This window comes from Paraburkholderia sp. BL27I4N3 (assembly GCF_003386115.1).
Lineage (GTDB): Bacteria > Pseudomonadota > Gammaproteobacteria > Burkholderiales > Burkholderiaceae > Paraburkholderia.
The window spans coordinates 3,459,609-3,479,486 of the sequence record NZ_QREJ01000001.1 but is presented as its reverse complement, the minus strand read 5'-3'; the positions used below and the strand labels follow the sequence as shown (position 1 = coordinate 3,479,486).

Below are 19,878 nucleotides of genomic sequence, written 5' to 3'. Positions count from 1 at the left end.
AGCCTCAAACCTTCAACAACCCCTTCTCCTCAATAAACCTCACCACCACCTCCAACCCGTCGAGCGCCTTCAGATTGCACATCACGAAGGGCCGCTCGCCGCGCATCTTCTTGGCGTCCGACGCCATTACATCGAGGTTCGCGCCGACCATCGGCGCAAGGTCCGTCTTGTTGATCACCAGCAGATCAGACTTCGTAATGCCGGGGCCGCCTTTCCGCGGAATCTTTTCGCCGCCCGCCACATCGATCACGTAGATCGTCAAATCCGACAGTTCCGGACTGAACGTCGCAGCGAGGTTGTCGCCGCCCGATTCGATGAACACGATATCCGCATCGGGAAAACGCGTCAGCATGCGGTCGACCGCTTCCAGATTGATCGAGGCATCCTCGCGAATCGCCGTATGCGGACAGCCGCCCGTTTCGACGCCCATGATCCGTTCGGCCGGCAACGCGCCCGCCACGGTCAACAGACGCTGATCTTCTTTCGTATAGATGTCGTTGGTAATGGCGACGAGGTCATACTGTTCGCGCATCGCCTTGCAGAGCATTTCGAGGAGCGTGGTCTTGCCCGAGCCGACCGGGCCGCCGACGCCCACGCGCAGCGGCGGCAGTTTTTTCGTGCGGACGGACGAGTGGGCAGGCTGATGAGGTGCGTTCATGATGGATCGTTTTATGAGCGAAAGAGCCGCGAATACTGCGACTCGTGACGCGCCGAAAGAATGCCGAGTTGCGGCGCGAAAGTGTTGATGTTCTCGGGCGACGTGGCCATGGCGCGCGTGACGGCGGCATCGATCGGCTCACGCAACGCGACGATGATGCGTTGACCGGCGAGCTGTCCCAACGGCACGGCCTTCAACGCGGCGGCCGCCTGGTTTTCCACCCAGCTGAAGGCGTAGGCGGCGAGCGCGGCGTCGACGGCGGCGTCGTGCGCGTAGGCGGCGAAAGCGAACGCCGTGGGTTGAGCGAGCGGCGTCAGCGAGGCGAGGGTCGTGCGCCGCTCGGCGTCGCCCCATTCGAGCGATACGCACAACTGCCGCAACGACCAGCCCATCTGCTCTGTTTCGCGGCGCAGTTCCGCGGATTCGCGGCTCGCCAGGAATTCGCTGTTGGCCTGCGCGAGGGCCGAGGCGTCATGCGTGCGCCAGCGTTCCATCTGATGCGCGAGGAACGGCAGTTCGCCGTGCGCGAGCACGTCGCTCAAGCCGCTGGCGATCCAGTCGCGGGCGGAGTCGGCGTCGGTGATCAATTGCGCTTCGATGGCGGCTTCCAGACCCTGCGAGTAGCTGAATGCGCCGATCGGCAGCGCCGGCGACGCAAGGTGCAGCAGCGCCGTCAGTTCAGCGATGCGCATGATGGTGGTGATGCCCATGCCCGCACGATTCGTCGTGGACGTGATCGCCGTGGTCATGATCGTGCGAATGCGAATGACCGTGCGCCGCGTGGCTATGTTCATGGTCGTGACCATGCTCATGTCCATGATGCTCGCCGAACACCTGTTGCGCGAGCGCATAGTCTTCGGCGAAGGTTTCGTCATGACCGTGCTTATGGCCGCCGCCATACGCGCCGGACTCCGGCTGGAACGGCATCGAAACCTGATCGACGCTCGCGCCGATGCGCTTGAGCATGTCGGCCAGCACCGGATCGTATTCGAGCTTCAGGTAATCGGCGCCGACCTCCACTGGCGTATGGCGGTTGCCGAGGTGATAAGCGGCGCGAGTCAAAGTCAACGCGTCTTTCGCGCGCACGTAGAGCACTGTTTCCGGTGCGGCGACGACGCGTACGAGGCCGCCGTCGTCGGCGACCAGGACGTCGCCGTCGCGCAGCACGGTGCCGCGCGGCAACAGCAGCGCGACTTCTTCGCCGCTATCGAGCGTGGCCGCGAGCCGGCTCTTGCGGCGATCGTCGAACGCCAGTGTCAGCGTCGGCGCGCGCTTGACCAGCACGGGCGCGAGCTTCAGATGCGGCGCGATGAGTTTGTCGATGGTGCGCATGGGCTAGAACAGGAAGTAGCGTTGCGCCATTGGCAGCACGGTGGCCGGTTCGCAGGTCAGCAACTGACCGTCGGCAATCACCTGATAGGTTTCCGGATCGACACTGATCGCCGGACGCCACGCATTGTGGATCATGTCTGCCTTCGAAATGTTGCGGCAGTTCCTGACCGCAACGATACGCTTGTTCAGGCCGTAGCGTTCGCCGACGCCCGCATCGGCGGCCATCTGCGAGACAAAGGTCAGCGACGTGCGTCCCAGGGCGCCGCCGCGTGTCGCGAACATCTCGCGATAGTGCACCGGCTGCGGCGTCGGAATCGACGCGTTCGGGTCGCCCATTTGCGCCATGGCGATCATGCCGCCCTTGAGGATCAGCGACGGCTTGATGCCGAAAAACGCCGGCTCCCAGAACACCAGGTCGGCCCACTTGCCCGGCTCGATCGAGCCGACTTCGTGCGCGATGCCGTGCGTGATCGCCGGGTTGATCGTGTACTTGGCGACGTAGCGCTTCGCACGGAAGTTGTCGTGGCGCGCGTTGTCCTCAGGCAGCGCGCCGCGTTGCACCTTCATCTTGTGCGCGGTCTGCCAGGTGCGGATGATCACCTCGCCGACACGCCCCATCGCCTGCGAATCCGACGACAGCATCGACAGCGCGCCGAGGTCGTGCAGGATGTCTTCGGCGGCAATGGTTTCGCGGCGAATGCGCGATTCGGCGAACGCGATGTCTTCCGCAATCGACGGGTCCAGGTGGTGGCACACCATCAGCATGTCGAGATGCTCTTCAAGCGTGTTGACGGTGTACGGGCGCGTCGGATTGGTCGAGGAGGGCAGCACGTTCGCTTCGCCGCATACCTTGATGATGTCCGGTGCGTGGCCGCCGCCCGCGCCTTCCGTGTGATACGTGTGAATCGTGCGGCCCTTGAACGCGGCCACGGTGGCTTCCACGAAGCCGGCTTCGTTCAGCGTGTCCGTGTGAATCGCGACCTGCGTGTCGGTATCGTCGGCGACTGAGAGGCAGTTGTCGATCGCGGCCGGCGTCGTGCCCCAGTCCTCATGCAGCTTCAAACCGATCGCACCCGCGGCGATCTGCTCCAGTGCCGGCTGCGGCAGACTCACGTTGCCCTTGCCGAGAAAGCCGAGATTCATCGGATAACCGTCCGCCGCTTGCAGCATGCGTTCGAGATGCCACGGACCCGGCGTGCAAGTGGTCGCGTTGGTGCCCGTGGCCGGCCCGGTGCCGCCGCCGAGCATCGTGGTCACGCCGCTCGCGAGCGCCTCTTCGATCTGCTGCGGGCTGATGAAGTGAATATGCGTGTCGATGCCGCCGGCCGTCACGATCAGGCCTTCGCCCGCGATCACTTCGGTGGACGCGCCGATCGCGATCGTCACGTTCGGCTGGATGTCGGGATTGCCCGCTTTGCCGATTGCGGCGATGCGGCCGTCCTTGATGCCGATGTCGGCTTTGACGATGCCCCAGTGATCGAGAATCACGGCATTCGTCACGACGGTATCGACCACCTCGGCATGCACGCGTTGCGACTGGCCCATGCCGTCGCGAATCACTTTGCCGCCGCCGAATTTCACTTCTTCGCCGTAGGTGGTGAAGTCGCGCTCGACTTCGATCAGCAATTCGGTGTCGGCAAGGCGCACGCGGTCGCCGGCGGTGGGGCCGAACATTTCCGCGTATGCGCGGCGGCCAATGCGTAAGGTCATGGTGTGGGTCCGGAAATGAACAGGGCGATCTGGGCGTGTGCAAAGAGGCAGAGGGGCCTCACAGCTTGCCCATCACCTTGCCGTTGAAGCCGTAGACGACGCGATCGCCCGCCAGTTCGACCAGCTCGACGGTGCGCTCCTGGCCGGGCTCGAAGCGCACGGCGGTGCCCGCCGCGATGTTCAGCCGGAAGCCGCGCGCGACGTCGCGATCGAACGAGAGCGCCTCGTTGACTTCATAGAAGTGATAGTGCGAGCCGATCTGCACCGGACGGTCGCCGGTATTCGACACGACCACCGTGACGGTGGCGCGGCCCGCGTTCAGTTCGTGTTCGCCGTCGTCGATGAAGAGTTCGCCGGGAATCATCTAGCCTGCCTTATGTGATTGCAATGATCAGGGGATCGGGTGATGAACGGTGACGAGCTTGGTGCCGTCGGGGAACGTGGCTTCGACCTGAATGTCGGGGATCATTTCCGGCACGCCTTCCATGACGTCGTCGCGGGTGAGCAGCGTGGTGCCGTAGTGCATCACTTCGGCGACGGTCTTGCCATCGCGGGCTGCTTCCATCAGCGCGGCGGTGATGAAGGCGATCGCTTCCGGATAGTTCAGTTTGAGGCCGCGCGCGCGGCGCCGTTCGGCAAGCAGCGCGGCGGTGAAGATCAGCAGCTTGTCCTTCTCGCGAGGTGTCAGCTTCATCGAATGAGTGCGTAGGGTTGTGACGTTCGTTGCGACGGTCCGGGGCGGGACCGGCCACGACAATGATTGGCGCTGCGTGTCATGGCCGGGATCGCGTGCGCCGCACGGGATGCGTCCATGACGAGTGCAATGCCGGATAAGCCGGTCACGGTATCAAGTTCGGCTAACGGCGCGCTTACAGATCGGCCGGCAGCGGCGCGCTGAACCACTTCTTCGACATCGTGTTGAGCGTGCCGTCCTGCTTCGCCTGCGCGATCGCGGCGTTCACTTTCTGCTGCAGGCGTGGCTCGTTCTTGTTCATACCGACGAAGCACGGCGAATTCTTGATGACGAACTTCGGCTCCGGGCGGCGCGGCGGATTCTTCGCGAGGATCGCGGCCGCGACGATGTTGCCCGCGGCGATCAACTGCACCTGGCCCGACAGGAACGCGGCGATGGTCGCGTTGTTGTCTTCGAAGCGCTTGATGGTCGCGTTCGGCGCCATTTGCGTAAGACCGATTTCCTCGAGCGCACCGCGGGTTGCGCCGACCGTCTTGCCGGTCAGATCGGCGGGGCCGCTGACCTTGATGTCGGCGGGACCGAACACGCCCTGGTAGTACGGCGCGTAGGCGGTCGAGAAGTCGATCACCTTCTCGCGGTCCGGCGTCTTGCCGAGCGACGAGATCACCAGGTCCACCTTGCCCGTTTGCAGATACGGAATGCGGTTGGCGCTGTTGACCGGCACGAGTTCGAGCTTCACGTTCATCGACTTCGCGAGCAGGGCGGCAGTGTCGATGTCGTAGCCCTGCGGCTTCATGTCCGCGCCGACCGAGCCAAACGGCGGATAGTCTTCCGGCACGGCGACTTTGAGCACACCGGCCTTGGCGATGTTATCGAGCGTATCCGCGTGAGCGGCGGGCGCGGTGACGGCGAGGACGGGCGAGAGCAACAGTGCGGCGAGCCAGGCGCGACGCGCGGGGCGAAGAGTCGATCGGGTCATGTTGTGTGAGCGGTGGTGGCGACGAGCGGTCGGCTGCCGTCGGGACGCGGCAGTATCGTGGAGAAGATCAGAGCAAGGTGCATGCCAAAGCGTTCGGGCTTGGGCTGGCAAGGCGTGCGCAATCGCGACGCACAGACTTGATGCATTGCAATGCGCCGAATTGGTGCGTTGCTGGTTTTGCGCGGGTGACTGACTCCGCCGCGAGACACATGAAACGCACCAGATCGTTCTTCTCGTTCAGCTGCGCCGGGCGACTGGATGAATGACGTGAATGCGTTGCATGCGACCTGCGCGTTTTGAGTGGCGTTCGACTTTGCTTTGCGAATATGCATGACTGGCCGGGCGTATTCCTGGGTGTGCCGACGGCTCGCGTAGATATCAACGAGGAATGCGACCGCCCTCCGCCGCAGCGGAAACCGGCGTCGCCGAGGGCAAGCCAGGCGGCGGACCGCTGTCGGGCAGGTTGAACATCGACATTGAATTGGGGCAACGGAAAGCGGTGAGCACATCGCTGGTCAGCGGGTTGGCGACGCTGCCCGTACCGGTGATATCTAGCACCGCCTTGCGTCCGTCGAAATCGAATTCGACGCGCGTGCGCCCGGGCGTAGCCGTCTGGACGATCTGCCCCTTGCGCAACAGACGCATGAGTGCCCAAGGGCCGTCCGCCGCGACCGCCGAGGTTTCAGGGCGAATGCGCGGACTCGCGGTCATTTCGGCGTGCACCCCGCCGCGCGGCCCGGGCCAGCTCACCGCAAATGGTGCGACGGGTCCATGTTGATACAACATACTTTGACCATCTATGTCGATCGCCAGTGTCGTCACAGTCGGATCGAGTTCGGGCACGCGGATTTCGGTTTTCCAAAGAAGTTGCTTGCCCTGGTCGCCGAAGAACACGTCGCGGATTTGCCTCGCATGCCGGAATGGTTCGAGGTCGGGGCCCTGTACGGGCTCCGTGGCGCCCGGCAGCGTTCTGTAGCGCCACGGCTTCGCCGAGGTATCGACGAACGGTGCGAGGTTCTTCGTGAAGAAGTCGTCGATCACGCCGCCTTGTGCAAATACGCGTGTGAAGTCGTCGACACTCACGTCGCGCGAACTGTCCGGCGTAAAAGGATAGTTGCCCTCCACGGTCAGTCGGCAGGTATCGCTGACCACGGCCTGCATCTGCCGCGAAAGCAGTTGGCCGATGCCCTGATTGACTTCGCGCGAGCCCTGCACCGAGAGGCCGAGCAACACCTCGCGAAATGGCGCCGGCATGGTGTTGGCCGCCATTTTCAGTTTCGCCGCGGCATCGCTGGCGGGTGGCATGCTGTTGTTTGCGATCGCGTTATCCGCGACCGTCAGTGTGGTGTAGTAATCGTTGAGCAGGCTCGTCACGCCGTCGAGCCCCGTCTTGCCGGCCTGGGTATTGGCCGGCGCGTCGGCGGCCGAGGTGTCGGCGCTGCCTGTGACCATCTCGCGCAGCGCGGCGAAATGACCGTCCACCAGTTCGCGCTCGACGCGTTCTTCCGCCCGGATGCCCAGCGCCTTATCCGCTTTCTGACTGAACTGGTCGGTCGTTTTCTGCAGCAGAGAACCATTGGTGGCCGCGATCGACTGGGTGAGCGTCGTTTCATGCACGGATGCGCGAGCAAGGCGCGCCAGCGGCGAATCGGGTGCCGCGAACTGGCGCAGCACCTGCAGATTGAAGGCGAGGCTCGTACCGGCGACCGTGCGGATATCGCCGAGGAAAGCGTCCCACTGCTGCGCGTATTCGGTCAGATAGAGCCGGCGAATGGCTTCCGTCAGCGGATCGTCGGCGCCCGTTACCGTGCTTACGATTTCAGCCGTTTTTTTTTGAGCCTCGCCAAGATACGAACGTCCCATGACCCAGGCGTCGTCGTCGCGTGCAGCCTGGACGAACTCCGGCAGCCGCTTGTCGAACAGGTTCCGGTAGCCGTCGAACGTGAAAAGGCCCGGCACGCCGCGAGAGAGCGGCGCGCCGCTTGCGCGCGTGAACACCGTGCCGGCCTGCGGTCCGACCGCGCGAAGCAGCGTGAACTCGTCGGGCGCTTCTTTTTGCATGCCCGCCTTGGCGCGCTCGTAGAGCCGCTGCGTGGCGTTGCTGCTGTCGAGAAATGCGCGGGCTTGCTGGATCAAGCCGTCGTTGCGGATCAGCGGCGACCGAACGATACGCTCACCGGAAAATAACTGCTCGACGTGTTCGATCATCGAAGCCCGTCCGCCGAAGATCGACGCGCTGTCATTTTTTGCCCAGTCGTCGAGTACCCAGGCCTTGATGTCGGTCGAGTTGAACCTGGCCTTGTCATACAGCATCAAGTAGACGCGCAACGCGTCGTAGTTTGCTTTGGCATCCTTGTTCGCCATCGACTGAGCAATGACATCTTCGAGGCGATGGACGATGGATGGCAGCAGCAGGTTATCCTCGAGCGCGCGATAGGTGTCGCGGCTCGCCTCGACGACACCCGGCGCGCTGTAGAGGCCATAGCGAAAGCGGCTGTCAGGGTCGGGCAGATCCAGTCCGGTCCAGGTAGGGAGATAGCGCGCCTCGCCCAAGGTGTCGGGGACGGCTTCCGGTTTCGGTTCGCGGTAAAGCTGGCTGACCTTGGCCCCGAGCGCCTGGGTCTTGCGCGCGACCGCATCGAGATAGTCGGTGTTGTTGCCGAAGCTCACACGCATGCCCATTGCGAGCCAGACGAACAATACGAGGCCGAGCGTATGCCCGAGCAGCCGTAACAGGCGGAAACGGTACTCCCAGCGCAGATTGGGACGCACCAGATGCGCCTCGGGAAAGACGACCTTCGTGAACAGATCGTGCAAAAAGTAGCTATGGTTCGCGGCGGGCCGCGCCGCGTCCGCCGAGAACAGGCGACTGCGCCCCGCCATCAGACGCTGCACGACCGTGAGCGGTTCAGCAGTGACAGTTTGCCCTGCCTGCAACGCACTCGTGAAGTAGACGCCTCGTAGCATCGTGTGATTTTGCGTAGCGTCGTAACGCGAATCGATGAACAGTTGCCCCAGCAACTCGGCAAGCGGAGCGCAGAGCGCGGTGAACGCTTCCGGCAGTGCCGCGAGCCGCCGGCGGCGCTCGATGTCGTACTCGTCTTCCAGCCGTGTGTTCACGCCGCCGGCGAGACGCGTGACAAGCTGCCTCAGTTCTCCGTTGCACACCGCAGCGAGATTGCTCCGGGCCGATTGGCCGCCGACCGGGAGCGTGAACCCCCACATCTGCGCGCGATGCTCCTCGGTCAGCGATCCGAAATAATCGGCGAACCCGGACAAGCGGTCCATTTGCGTGATCATCAGGTACACCGGAAAGCGGATACCCAGCCGGGCGCGCAAATCGGCCAGCCGTTCGCGCAGCATGTCGGCTTCGGTCGCGCGCACCGCGGGGTCGGAGGCCGTCAGTATGTCGAGGCTGATTGCGAGCACCGCGCCGTTGATCGGCGCGCGCGGGCGGTGACGGCGAAGCAGGTCGAGAAAGCCATGCCATTCGTCTTCGTCCACACGCCGACGCCAGTCGGCATCGCCCACCGCCACGTCCGCTCTCTCGGTTGCGGCCGTGTCGCGGCCGGCGTCGTCGTCTTTGTTTTCGGCGCGTTTTTCCGCGAGCGCGGGCAATGACTGGGTCGATGCGCCATGTCGCGTGTAGTAGCCGGCGGTATCGATCAGAACGGCATCGTTCGACAGCCACCAGTCGATGTTCTTCGTGCCAACGGATGCGCCGGCCGTTCGCGGTGTCGCTCCGCCAATCGGAAACGCCAGCCCGGCGTTCAGCAATGCACTCGTCTTGCCGGAGGAGGTCGAGCCGAGCGCGATGAACCAGGGCAGTTCGTACAGATACCGCGTGCCCTGGAAGAGCCGCCCCACGCCTCGCGCGCCCGTGCGCATGGACTTCAGCCGGGCGAGCGCGGCGTTGATGCGAGCCTCGACCTCTTTGAGTCTGCCAGCGGCCGCCGGCTCCTCCTTCTTGCCGCCGAACGTCAGCGCCTTTTTTAGGAACGCTTCGTCGCTGCGCATTTTCTGCCAGAGCCAGTACAGACCGAACGCGGCCAGAAGCGCCAGCACGACGGCAATGGCGATCACGCGCGCCGCGACGGAGGTCAGCGGTACAGCATGTCCGAAGCTCAAAAGCGGTCCTGCGTACCAGATCAGCAGGCACAGCAACGCCCCGAACACCACACTGGTCGACCAGCCCTTGAGCCACAGCAGTGCGCCAACGAGCAACAGCGCAAGCACGAGGACACGCATGCCTACGCTGGAGAGAGGCTTGAGGCCGCCAAACGCAACAAACGGCCCCAAAAACCAGATCACGAGTCCGAAGACCAACAGCGCGAGGAATGCGAGGAACCAGCGCGATACCAGAAACGACAACTTCTTCATCCTTGAGTCCCGATGGGCATGTTATTGATCACGGCGTGACCGTGATTTCTACGCGGCGGTTCTGTGCACGGCCTTGTGCCGTTGCGTTATCGCCAATGGGATTCGCCTCACCGCCGCCGATGGCCTCTAGCCGCGCCGCAGCCACACCCGATGCTTGCAACATCTGCATGACCTGGGTTGCGCGCTCTTCGGAGAGCGCATCGTTCGATGCGAACTGGCGGCTCCTGATCGGCAGATTGTCGGTGTGGCCGGTGACGGTGACCTTGCCGGGCACCTTGCCGATTTCGCTCGCGATCTTCGCGATCAGTGGCCCCATCGACGCGTTGACGTTGACGCCACCCGGCGGGAACATTGCGTCGCCGCGAAACGTCACGGAGCTATGACGGGCGTCTTCGTCGACGCTGACCGTGCCGGCTGCAATCTCGTTTTTCAGCAGTTCCTTAAGGTGGGGCAGGCGCGGGGCCGGCGGCGGTGTCAGATGGCCGATATCGATAATCTGCTTTTCGACATCCGCGCCATGGTCGAGCAGATGGTATTTGAACCAGCCGAACAGGCCGAGCAGGATCAGCCCGAGAACGGCAAACGTGATCCAGACCGGAAAGTCGTAGACAGACAGGCGCCGTCCGCGGGCGTCGGATTGCACTCGCGGCGACAGCGCGATCGGCACGACCCCGCGCTGCGTCTGGATCTCGTTGTAGAGCCGTTGGCGCACGGAATCATGCTTGCGAGCGCCGTCGGCTTCATGGCGATAGCGGCCCATGAAGCCGAGGCTCAGGATCCGATAGATCACTTCGAGCAGGTCGAGACGCTCGCGCGGCTCGTTCATCAGTCGTCCGATCAGCAGATAGACCTTGTCGCCGCCTTGGCGGTCCTCGTGGAATTCGGTGGCCAAGCCTTTGCGAAGCCATTCGACGCCGGTTTCGCGTTGACCCCAAACGGTCTTTCCGGCGGCCTCGTCGAGCGCCGTGGCCAGACAGTAACGCGCGCCGATCATGTGATCGCGTCTGATATTCGCTTGCTCGCACAGTCGCTGGAAGATGCGCACCTCCTGTTTGAGCAGCAGGTGAAGCTGATCGATGGCCGTCAGATCCAGATTGTCGGGCATGTCGGCAAGCGCGCGCAGCAACGGGCGCGCGGCTTCCAGCAGCGGATTGATCGCGTCCTCCACGGCCTGCAGGCGGGCGGCCTGCGGTTCACCGGCGGGGATGCTGGCGAGCAACGTGGCCGGCAGTTTGGGCTTCGCGCCGGACGCGGAGTCGCCAGCTTTTTTCTCCATGGCGGCGGACGTAGCGCGGTCGTCGGGCGCGAACGCTGTGCCGAAAGAAGGCAGTCCTCGGTCTGGATTCACTGTGTTCCCCTGATGCGATGATGAACGGGCGCTTCTACGGAAGCGCTCCTGTTTTCCGGTGAGTCACGGCTTATCAGCGCACGCCCCACAGTTCCAGCCTGAGTGCGGGGAACTCACCCGCCACATGCAACGCAATGCCGCCATGCTGCGCAGCGGCCTCCCACAGCGGACCCGTACGCGCGAGTTCGTAGTACACATAGCCGGCGTTGAATGGAATCTGCCGCGGCGGCACGGGCAGTGCCTGAAGCGCAATGCCCGGCAGGTGCGAGCGCACCAGATCCGGCAGACGTTCGGACGGTCCCATCTTGGCCTGCATGGCGAATTGCTGGACCAGCGTGTCCGGCGGCATCTGGGCCGACACGGCGAGGACCAGCGAACTGAAACTGCGAATCTCCGCCGGATCGACCACCGCGTTGCGCATGCCGTATCCCGCGTCGGTAAACGGAATGCTTTGCGCACTGCGTACGAGGACCGCGTTGAGCAGCCAGTGTGTGTCGTCGACCACGGGCTTCAGGCACAGATGCGGCTCGATGTGTTGATACGGCGGATGGCTTTCGAGCGGCCGGCGCGTCTGCGGACGCACGTAGGTCGAGAGTTCTCCAGCCATGCTGAGCAGGAGCGCGTAGAGATCGACGGGGGAGGCGGTCGGAACCCGGCGCAGGTGTTGCAACAGCGGTTCGTAGCGGTTGAGCGTTTGCAGCAGCAGATAATCCGAGACTTCCGCAACCGTGCCGGCCTGGCCGTCGCTCCCGGTCAGCCGTTTGGCGAGCGCATCCGCACGCAGGCGCGTGAGGTCGTGGACCTTCGCCAACCAGCTCGTGAGCAGCGCGTTGGCGCCATAGCCCGACACCGGCGGGACCAGCGTATCGTCGAGTTCGATGCTGCCGTCAGCGCGAAGCGTCTTGACTCGCGTCAACGGTAGACCGATCCACGCGTCGGTCATCTCTTTCTGCGGCACCAGTCGCAGCCGCAGGTTGGATAGTTGAACGGCTTTCGGACCCTGTCCGATCGAGTTTGTATCGCGCAAGTCCGTGTCGAACACGGCATAGCGGGCCAGCGAATGGGAGGACTCGTCGAAGCTGGTTTCTTCCGCGTTGGGCACGCGAATCGACACGGCAAGATGGATGACCTGGTCCAGATGCTCCGGGCGTACCGTCAGCGGGGCGGGCGGCGGCGTGTTGCCTGGCGAATCGAAGGGCGTGCCGTCGGCGAATACGCCGTTGGCGGACTTCAGGATTACTTTGCCGAGCGCGAGCGCTTCATTGTCGATTGCGTAGTGAGAGAAGCCGAAGAAAAAGGGCGAAAGTGGCGCCGCGCGCTTGTGAGCGAAATGTTCGAGGTAGCGTTCCTGCTGCTGGAAAAGCTGAGGGCGCAGGAACAGACCTTCACTCCAGGTGACCTTGTTATACCAACTCATGCGTGTGGTCCATTACTTGTTTTGTTTTTGTGCGTCGGTGATCCGGATCGCACTGGTATCGAGATTGATCGTCAGCTTCAGTTTCGGCGCGGTCCGGTACCACGCAGCCGGTGGCGATGACGGCAGTGTCCAGGTGGCGCGCCACACGGAGTTCGGCAGATCGCGGTAGGCCGCGACGACACCTAGTGCGGTCGTGGCCTGATCGGCGTTGCGTTGGATAGTCCTGTTTTCTCCCGGGCGAAGCTGCAACTGCTCGCGCACGACGAGGTCGTCGGCGAGCACGGTCTTGTCCTTGTCCTGCAGCGAGAAAAAGTCGGCGGCAGTGAACGCGTCGGCGTTTTTCAATTCGTAAATGCGCACCACGATCGGCGCGGCGCGTTTCTGGTCATCGGGATTGACGCTCGATGAGGCGGTTATCGACAGCTCGAGCTTCACGGGTTCATGAACGGCTTTGGGATCGTTGCTCGCGCATGCGGTGAGTCCGAGCACGCAGATAAGTGCGACGACGTGAGTGGACGGGCGCATCGGCAGTGAACAGGGAAGTGGGGCGTTATAAGGTCCGGCGCGCACGCCGGACCTCGCAAGACAGGAGCGCTTACGCTTCCTTGTTGAGTTTGATGTCGTAGCCTGCCGTCACGGCGCCACCACTGCCGCCCTGGGCATTCTGCACGACGTATTCCTGCTTGACCTTCGCGAACGACAGGCGCACCTGTTCACGGATGCCGTTGTCAGCATTGCTGCCCGACGGATGAACCTGCGTAACGATGACGTCGTTCATCGTGATCTTCAGGTATTCGAGCGGATTGCCGCCTGCCTTGCGCACGGTCAGCACGGCTTGGTCGATGTGCTTGCCGGTCAGGCAATACTTCATCAGGTTCGGGCTTGCACGATCGACCAGGTGTTCGAACGCCAGATCTTCGACAGTTGCCTTACCCGCGCCGCCGCCCGAACCCATGTGCATGTTCGACTGCTGCAGGATTTGCCAGCCCCAGCTCGCCACTTCGATTTCATTCTTGTGCGCCGAATCCTGCGATTCGCCGTCGATGCCGTTGATCTTGATAAAAATGTCCTGTGCCATTTAAAGACTCCGTGAGTGAAAAAACAGACTGCTCTTTGTTGCGGGACTGCCGCGTCGTATGAGCGATGCTCTTTGCCAGTGAATGTCGCCGCGTATTGGCGGCGTTTCGGCTACCCACCGTTTTTTTGCGCAGACGAGGCGCGTACCGCGTGCGGACGTACGCGTGCACGTGCGCATCGCGATGGCTGTGGCGTTGGCTACGCTGCGGCGGCCGCATTACTTCATTTCGTTGACCGTTCGGTCTGCAAGACGGCGTGGGTCAGCGCCTTGCAGAACGTTTCCATGCCCGACGGACAGGATGACGTGGAAAGTCTTTTGATTTTGTCGAGGTCAGCCGTATCCAGCGTGCTGTCGATATGACGCAGCACGAAGCTTTTGAGCGATGGATTGCGTTTGATCAATTGACCAAGTCGCGGCAATGTATTCCACCGATCCACCAGTAGTCGCGCAATTGCCTCCGAGTACCCCTCGGCGATGTCGCCGTCATCGCACTGTCCGTACTTCGTGAACGCGACGTTCGCCGCGTTCCAGGTGGTGATCCTGTCAACCATCGCATCCGCACCCACTGCATCATGTTCGGTGCAAGCCTTACCGTAGGCCAATGACATTGACAGGAAACCGAGCACCGTAACGAGACATGCGATCGGCCTGAACACAGCGCCACGAATTGGAAGCCTAACCATGACTACGCCCATGAAGGCTGGCGTGACGGTTGCGCCGGGACGCGGCGTGCGCGCCCATGCTGTCGTTGCCGACAACTTCGACGGTGGTCAGCGCGTCCGTTCTCATCAGATTGCCAATAGCGTTCATTGCGTCGTCTGTCGTTCGGATGCAACCCATGGTCGGATGTTGCGGACCCGCCAAATGAGTCGCGTTGGCCCGTCCCGAATGGACGCCGATGCCGGGATGACCGGGCACGCTGAAGCGAACAATGCCGTGTAGCCCATAGGGGCCATTGGCGGACGCAGCGTGAGGGTGAGGTATCACCCTGTCCTGGACTGTGTAGACGCCGTTCTGAATATGACGAATCGTGGCATGACTGTCGACGTTGTTGTACGCAGCCCAGTTGCCGGTCGTATTGCCAGCAGAATCAACTAGCGCAATCTGGTGTGTACGCCCATCAAACCGTAGTGAAGACATCTGAGAGACACCCTTTTTGTTAATGGCCGAGGCATTGGGAATGACCTCCGGGACCGCCGGCTGGATCACGCGGCGGCCGGCGGCGTTCTGGCAACGATCGATCAGGCCGCTTCCTTCACGGTAGGCAGCCGGGCAACGAGACGCAGCGACACCGTGAGTCCCTCGAGCTGGAAGTGCGGGCGCAGGAAGAACTTCGCCTGGTAGTAGCCGGGGTTGCCTTCGACATCCTCGACGACCACTTCGGCCGCCGCCAGTGGGCGACGCGCTTTGGTTTCCTGCGATGAATTCGCCGGGTCTGCGTCGACGTAGTTCATGATCCATTCGTTGAGCCAGCGCTGCATATCCTCACGCTCGCGGAACGTCCCGATCTTGTCGCGCACAATGCACTTCAGGTAGTGCGCGAATCGAGAGCAGGCAAACAGATACGGTAGACGCGCCGACAGGTTGGCGTTGGCAGTCGCATCCGGATCGTGGTATTCGGCCGGCTTCTGCACCGACTGGGCGCCGATGAAGGTCGCGTGGTCGGTGTTTTTACGGTGCACGAGTGGAATAAAACCGTTCTTTGACAGTTCGGCTTCGCGACGGTCCGAGATTGCAATTTCCGTTGGGCACTTCATGTCGATGCCGCCGTCGTCGGTCGGGAACGTGTGGCACGGCAAGCTCTCGACCGTGCCGCCCGATTCGACGCCGCGAATCAGCGAGCACCAGCCATACAGCTTGAACGACCGGTTGATGTTCACGCCCATGGCGTACGCTGCGTTGGCCCACGCATAGTTGCGGTGATCGGGACCGTTGGTGTCTTCCTCGAAGTCGAATTCATCTACCGGGTTCGTCTGCGCGCCGTACGGCAGCCGCGACAGGAAGCGCGGCATTGCGAGCCCGATATAACGCGCATCTTCCGTATTGCGCAGAGAATTCCACGGCGCGTATTCGAGATTTTGCGCGAATATTTTCGTCAGATCGCGCGGGTTGGCGAGTTCCTGCCACGATTCCATCTGCAGCACCGAGGGCGAGGCCCCCGAGATGAACGGCGTATGCGCGGCTGCAGAGATTTTTGCAATCGAGCCGAGCAGGTCGACGTCGGGCGGTGTGTGGTCGAAGTAGTAGTCAGCAACGAGGCAGCCGTACGGTTCGCCGCCGAGCTGGCCATATTCTTCTTCGTAAATCTTGAAAAGCGGACTCTGATCCCATGCGAGACCCTTGTATCGCTTCATCGTGCGACGCAGTTCTTCTTTCGAAACGTCCATGAAGCGGATCTTCAGCCGCTCGTCCGTTTCGGTGTTCGACACCAGATGATGCAGACCGCGCCACGCCGATTCCAGTTTCTGGAAATCGTTGTGGTGGAGAATCAGGTTGATCTGCTCCGACAGCTTGTGATCGATTTGCGCGATGATCGCTTCGATGCTCTTGTACGCGTCGTCGCTGATGATGATCGACTGCTGCAGCGCCTGCTCGGCGAGCGTTTGAACCGCATATTCGACGGCGTCGCGAGCCGCGGCGGTCTTGGGGCGAAACTCCTGCGCGAGCAACTGCGAAAAGTCGGTCTGTGAGTGCGCGGCAGTTGCGGTTGCCGTCGCCTTTACCTGCTGTGTTGTCATGGTGTGTCTCTGTGGTTCTCGGGTCGTTCTTGAGTCGTTTTTGCCGGTGCGCCTTCGCCAGCAGTGGCGGTCAGTTCGACGGTTTGTCGGTATGGCTGTGTTCTGTCTCGTCGATAACCGTCGGCTTCGGCACGGCGGCGAGCGCTTTCAGCAGGGCCGGATCAGCCAGCAGCTTGTTGACGAGCGCTTCGGCGCCGGATTTGCCGTCCATATAGGTTTGCAAATTGGCCAGTTGCGTGCGCGCGTCGAGCAGGCGATGCAAGGGTTCGACCTTGCTGGCGACGGCGGCCGGCGAGAAGTCCTCCATGCTTTCGAATGTCATGTCGACCATTAATTGGCCCTCGCCCGTGAGCGTATTGGGCACTGCGAATGCGACGCGTGGCTTGAGCGCTTTCATGCGCTCGTCGAAGTTGTCGATATCGATGTCGAGGAAACGGCGATCGGCGACAGCCGGCAGCGGTTCGACCGGCTTGCCGGACAGATCGGCGAGCACACCCATCACGAATGGCAGTTCCACCTTTTTCTCGGAACCGTAGATCTCGACGTCGTACTCGATCTGGACGCGCGGCGCACGATTGCGCGCGATGAACTTCTGCGAACTGTTTGAAACGGACATGCATGACTCCGTAAGCGTGGGAAATGGCCGGCAGGTTTAATGAGTCTCGCCGACAGAAACCGGGGATATGCTCTCGGCGACCGCCGTCTTGTTGGCTGATGCAAAGACGAATGCGGCAGCGGGCGCGGCGTTGCTGTCGCCGACGTGGATTTCGATGCTCGAGAGGACTCGCTTCGACGAGAATGCGTCGAGCCAGAGAGCGGACAGTCTCGGTAGAACGTGTTGTTCGATAAACCCGATCAACACCCGAGCGCCGGTCTCCTGCACGAGGCAGCGGCTGATGATGTAGTCGATCACCTGCTCGTTGTAATGCAAAGCAATGCCATGACTGTCGGCCATACGCCGCACGACACGGTTCATATGCAGACGCACGATGCTGGCGAGCGACGCGTGGACCAGCGGGCGATACGGCACGACGGTCACGCGTCCGAGGAAGGCTGCGGGAAATACTTTCAGCAACTCCGGGACTAACGCTTCACGCAGGGCGTCCTGATCGGGCGCGAGTGTGGCGTCCGCGCATAGGCTCGCCGTCAACTCGGAACCGGCATTACTGGTCAAAAGAATCGTGGTATTGCAGAAGTCGATGTAGCGTCCGTCGCCGTCTTCCATGTAGCCCTTGTCGAACACCTGGAAGAACATTTCATGTACGTCGTGATGCGCTTTTTCGATCTCGTCGAGCAGAACAACCGCATACGGGCGCCGGCGGACGGCTTCTGTCAGCACGCCGCCTTCACCGTAGCCGACGTATCCGGGCGGTGCGCCCTTGAGTCCGGAGACCGTGTGCGCCTCCTGATACTCGCTCATGTTGATCGTGATCAGGTTCTGCTCGCCGCCATACAGGGCTTCGGCCAGTGCGAGCGCCGTTTCCGTCTTGCCGACGCCGGACGGCCCCGCCAGCAGAAACACGCCGAGTGGCTTGCGTGGGTCGGTAAGACCCGCACGCGCCGTCTGCACTCGCTCACCGATCTGGCGCAAGGCATCGCTTTGCCCGATCACGCGGGAGGCGAGTGTTTCGGGCAAGGCGCGCACAGCCGCAACTTCATTCGTTACCATGCGGCCGACGGGAATGCCGGTCCAGTCCGAGACGATTTCCGCGATGATCGTTTCGTCTACTTCCGGGAAGACTAGTGGCGTCTCACCCTGAAGGTCACGGAGGCGGTGCTCCAGCTGGCCGAGTGTCGCGAAAGACGGGACAACATCGGCGTGATCCGGATCGGGCTGGGTAAGGATGGCGTCGCGCGCGCTGGCTAATGCCTGTGCGGCTGCGAGCTGGGCCCGCCAATGTGCGTCGATTGCGCTTTCCTCCGTAGAGAGCGTACCGATGCGCGCCCTCGCGGCACTCAGCGCCTCCTCCGCATGGAGTCCGATACGCGCCTCCTGTTCGAGCAGGCGACACTCGACGCGCGCCGCCTGAAGTCGTTGACGCACGCTTTGCAGTTCGCGCGGCGGCGCATGCTGTGAGAGCGCAACGCGTGCGCATGCGGTGTCGAGCAGACCGATTGCCTTGTCGGGCAACTGCCGCGAAGGAATATAACGATGGGACAACGTAACGGCGGCGCGGATCGCTTCGTCTCGGACAATCACGCCGTGGTGCTTCGAAAACGTGTCGGCCAGTCCCCGCACCATGTCGATGGCTGCGGCTTCCTGCGGCTCGGCGACCTGCAGTACCTGAAAGCGCCGGGTGAGAGCGGGATCTTTTTCGATGTGCCGCTTGTACTCCGACCAGGTTGTCGCCCCGATCATGCGCACCGCGCCTCGCGCGAGGGCCGGCTTGAGAAGATTGGCGGCGTCGCCGGTGCCGGCCTGACCGCCCGCGCCGACGAGCGTGTGGATTTCGTCGACGAACAGAATGATGGGTGTCGTGGACCGTAAGGCGGCTTCGAGCACGCCTTTGAGCCGCGACTCGAATTCCCCTTTCATACTCGCACCAGCCAGCAATGCACCGACGTCGAGCGTCATCAGCCGCACGTCGGCCAGCGCGGGCGGTACGTCGCCATTGGCGATGGCAAGTGCGAGCCCTTCTACGACAGCAGTCTTGCCGACGCCGGCCTCGCCAGTCAGAAGCGGGTTGTTTTGACGGCGGCGCAGCAGGATATCGATGATCGTGCGAATCTCCTGCTCGCGTCCTGTCACGATGTCGATTTCACCTGCGCCGGCTCGCGCGCTCAGGTCGCTGCAGTACTGCTCGATTGGCGAGCTCTTCGAACCTGCGGGCAATGCCTGTGAAGCTTCGCCCGGCATCGCGGCGGAGAAGTCCGTGTTGTCGTACGGCGCGTCGGAAGACTCGGGCGAGCCGTCGATCCAGGCAATCAGTTCGTCGCGTGGCGTATCGGCCGGGATGCGTGCGAATGCGGGCGAAGCCGAAAGCAGTACCCGACGCAGTTCCGGCGTGCCAAGCAATGCCGCGAGCAACCACGCGCCACGTATCCGGCGGTCGCCGAAATCGAGCGTGGCAAGCACCCATGCTCGCTCGACAGCCAGTTCAATATGGTGCGAGATGTCGCTGATCGAACTGGCGCCCGCGGGCAAGGCAGCGAGCGCCCGTGCGAGATCGCGTTCCAGTGTTGCACGTTCGATTCCCGCATGCCGGGCAATGCGGTGCATGTCGCTGTCCGGCAATTGCAGCAATTGATGCAGCCAGTGGACAAGCTCCACATACGGGTTGCCGCGCAGCTTGCAAAACGCGGTAGCGGATTCGATGCTGCGGAAAAGTGTGGCCCCGAGCTTGCCAAAGAGTGCCTGGCGGGAAATCGTCATGAACTGGTCGCGTGTGGTTTATTAGGATGACTGATTGGAATCGAGCCTGAACAAGTGGAAATGCAAGCTATTTAAGCGAATTGCCTTATACGGTCAAACGCTTCGCTTTCGTTATGTAATTCGGCACTTTTCGAACCTGTCTCCGTTTAATGGTGTTTTCTGAATTATCGG

General features: G+C 62.4%; 17 protein-coding genes. All 17 read right to left on the bottom strand.

Annotated elements, in window-relative coordinates; translation table 11 throughout:
• Positions 1 to 4: 4 nt before the first annotated feature.
• Positions 5 to 658, bottom strand: coding sequence for an urease accessory protein UreG (gene ureG / locus B0G71_RS15820; RefSeq protein WP_012431976.1), 654 nt, complete (start codon positions 656 to 658; stop codon positions 5 to 7).
• 11 nt (positions 659 to 669) lie between these two features.
• On the bottom strand, positions 670 to 1,350 hold the full coding sequence (locus tag B0G71_RS15815; protein WP_116148627.1) for an urease accessory protein UreF: 681 nt from the start codon (positions 1,348 to 1,350) through the stop codon (positions 670 to 672).
• On the bottom strand, positions 1,337 to 1,990 hold the full coding sequence (gene ureE / locus B0G71_RS15810) for an urease accessory protein UreE (protein WP_116142676.1): 654 nt from the start codon (positions 1,988 to 1,990) through the stop codon (positions 1,337 to 1,339). Before ureE ends, B0G71_RS15815 begins: the two co-directional genes overlap by 14 nt.
• A gap of 3 nt (positions 1,991 to 1,993) precedes the next feature.
• Positions 1,994 to 3,700, bottom strand: coding sequence for an urease subunit alpha (ureC, locus tag B0G71_RS15805; protein WP_106285880.1), 1,707 nt, complete (start codon positions 3,698 to 3,700; stop codon positions 1,994 to 1,996).
• 58 nt (positions 3,701 to 3,758) lie between these two features.
• Complete coding sequence (locus B0G71_RS15800; RefSeq protein WP_116142675.1) at positions 3,759 to 4,064, bottom strand: urease subunit beta; 306 nt, start codon at positions 4,062 to 4,064, stop codon at positions 3,759 to 3,761.
• 27 nt (positions 4,065 to 4,091) lie between these two features.
• Positions 4,092 to 4,394, bottom strand: coding sequence for an urease subunit gamma (ureA, locus tag B0G71_RS15795; RefSeq protein ID WP_011487082.1), 303 nt, complete (start codon positions 4,392 to 4,394; stop codon positions 4,092 to 4,094).
• Between the two features lie 175 nt (positions 4,395 to 4,569).
• Complete coding sequence (locus B0G71_RS15790) at positions 4,570 to 5,373, bottom strand: transporter substrate-binding domain-containing protein (protein WP_116119167.1); 804 nt, start codon at positions 5,371 to 5,373, stop codon at positions 4,570 to 4,572.
• Positions 5,374 to 5,751: 378 nt separating this feature from the next.
• Positions 5,752 to 9,753 (bottom strand): type VI secretion system membrane subunit TssM, encoded by a 4,002-nt coding sequence (gene tssM / locus B0G71_RS15785; RefSeq protein WP_116142674.1) that lies wholly within the window; start codon positions 9,751 to 9,753, stop codon positions 5,752 to 5,754.
• Positions 9,754 to 9,781: 28 nt separating this feature from the next.
• The gene (tssL, locus tag B0G71_RS15780; protein ID WP_116142673.1) at positions 9,782 to 11,029 is read right to left on the bottom strand and encodes a type VI secretion system protein TssL, long form; all 1,248 of its coding nucleotides are present in this window, start codon (positions 11,027 to 11,029) and stop codon (positions 9,782 to 9,784) included.
• Positions 11,030 to 11,174: 145 nt separating this feature from the next.
• Entirely contained in the window at positions 11,175 to 12,518 is a 1,344-nt protein-coding gene (gene tssK / locus B0G71_RS15775; RefSeq protein WP_116142672.1) for a type VI secretion system baseplate subunit TssK, read from the bottom strand.
• A gap of 12 nt (positions 12,519 to 12,530) precedes the next feature.
• Entirely contained in the window at positions 12,531 to 13,043 is a 513-nt protein-coding gene (gene tssJ / locus B0G71_RS15770) for a type VI secretion system lipoprotein TssJ (RefSeq protein WP_116142671.1), read from the bottom strand.
• 70 nt (positions 13,044 to 13,113) lie between these two features.
• Complete coding sequence (locus B0G71_RS15765) at positions 13,114 to 13,596, bottom strand: type VI secretion system tube protein Hcp (RefSeq protein ID WP_012431989.1); 483 nt, start codon at positions 13,594 to 13,596, stop codon at positions 13,114 to 13,116.
• A gap of 221 nt (positions 13,597 to 13,817) precedes the next feature.
• Positions 13,818 to 14,204 carry a hypothetical protein gene (locus B0G71_RS15760; protein WP_116148625.1) on the bottom strand — a complete coding sequence of 129 codons (387 nt, stop codon included), beginning with the start codon at positions 14,202 to 14,204 and terminating at the stop codon, positions 13,818 to 13,820.
• A gap of 67 nt (positions 14,205 to 14,271) precedes the next feature.
• Positions 14,272 to 14,805 (bottom strand): L,D-transpeptidase, encoded by a 534-nt coding sequence (locus B0G71_RS40950; protein ID WP_147308679.1) that lies wholly within the window; start codon positions 14,803 to 14,805, stop codon positions 14,272 to 14,274.
• Positions 14,806 to 14,837: 32 nt separating this feature from the next.
• Positions 14,838 to 16,334, bottom strand: a complete 1,497-nt coding sequence (gene tssC, locus B0G71_RS15755; RefSeq protein WP_116142670.1) for a type VI secretion system contractile sheath large subunit — start codon at positions 16,332 to 16,334, stop codon at positions 14,838 to 14,840.
• A 70-nt stretch (positions 16,335 to 16,404) separates the two neighbouring features.
• Positions 16,405 to 16,950 carry a type VI secretion system contractile sheath small subunit gene (gene tssB / locus B0G71_RS15750; protein ID WP_116142669.1) on the bottom strand — a complete coding sequence of 182 codons (546 nt, stop codon included), beginning with the start codon at positions 16,948 to 16,950 and terminating at the stop codon, positions 16,405 to 16,407.
• Positions 16,951 to 16,986: 36 nt separating this feature from the next.
• Positions 16,987 to 19,707, bottom strand: coding sequence for a type VI secretion system ATPase TssH (tssH, locus tag B0G71_RS15745; RefSeq protein ID WP_116142668.1), 2,721 nt, complete (start codon positions 19,705 to 19,707; stop codon positions 16,987 to 16,989).
• Positions 19,708 to 19,878 lie beyond the last annotated feature (171 nt).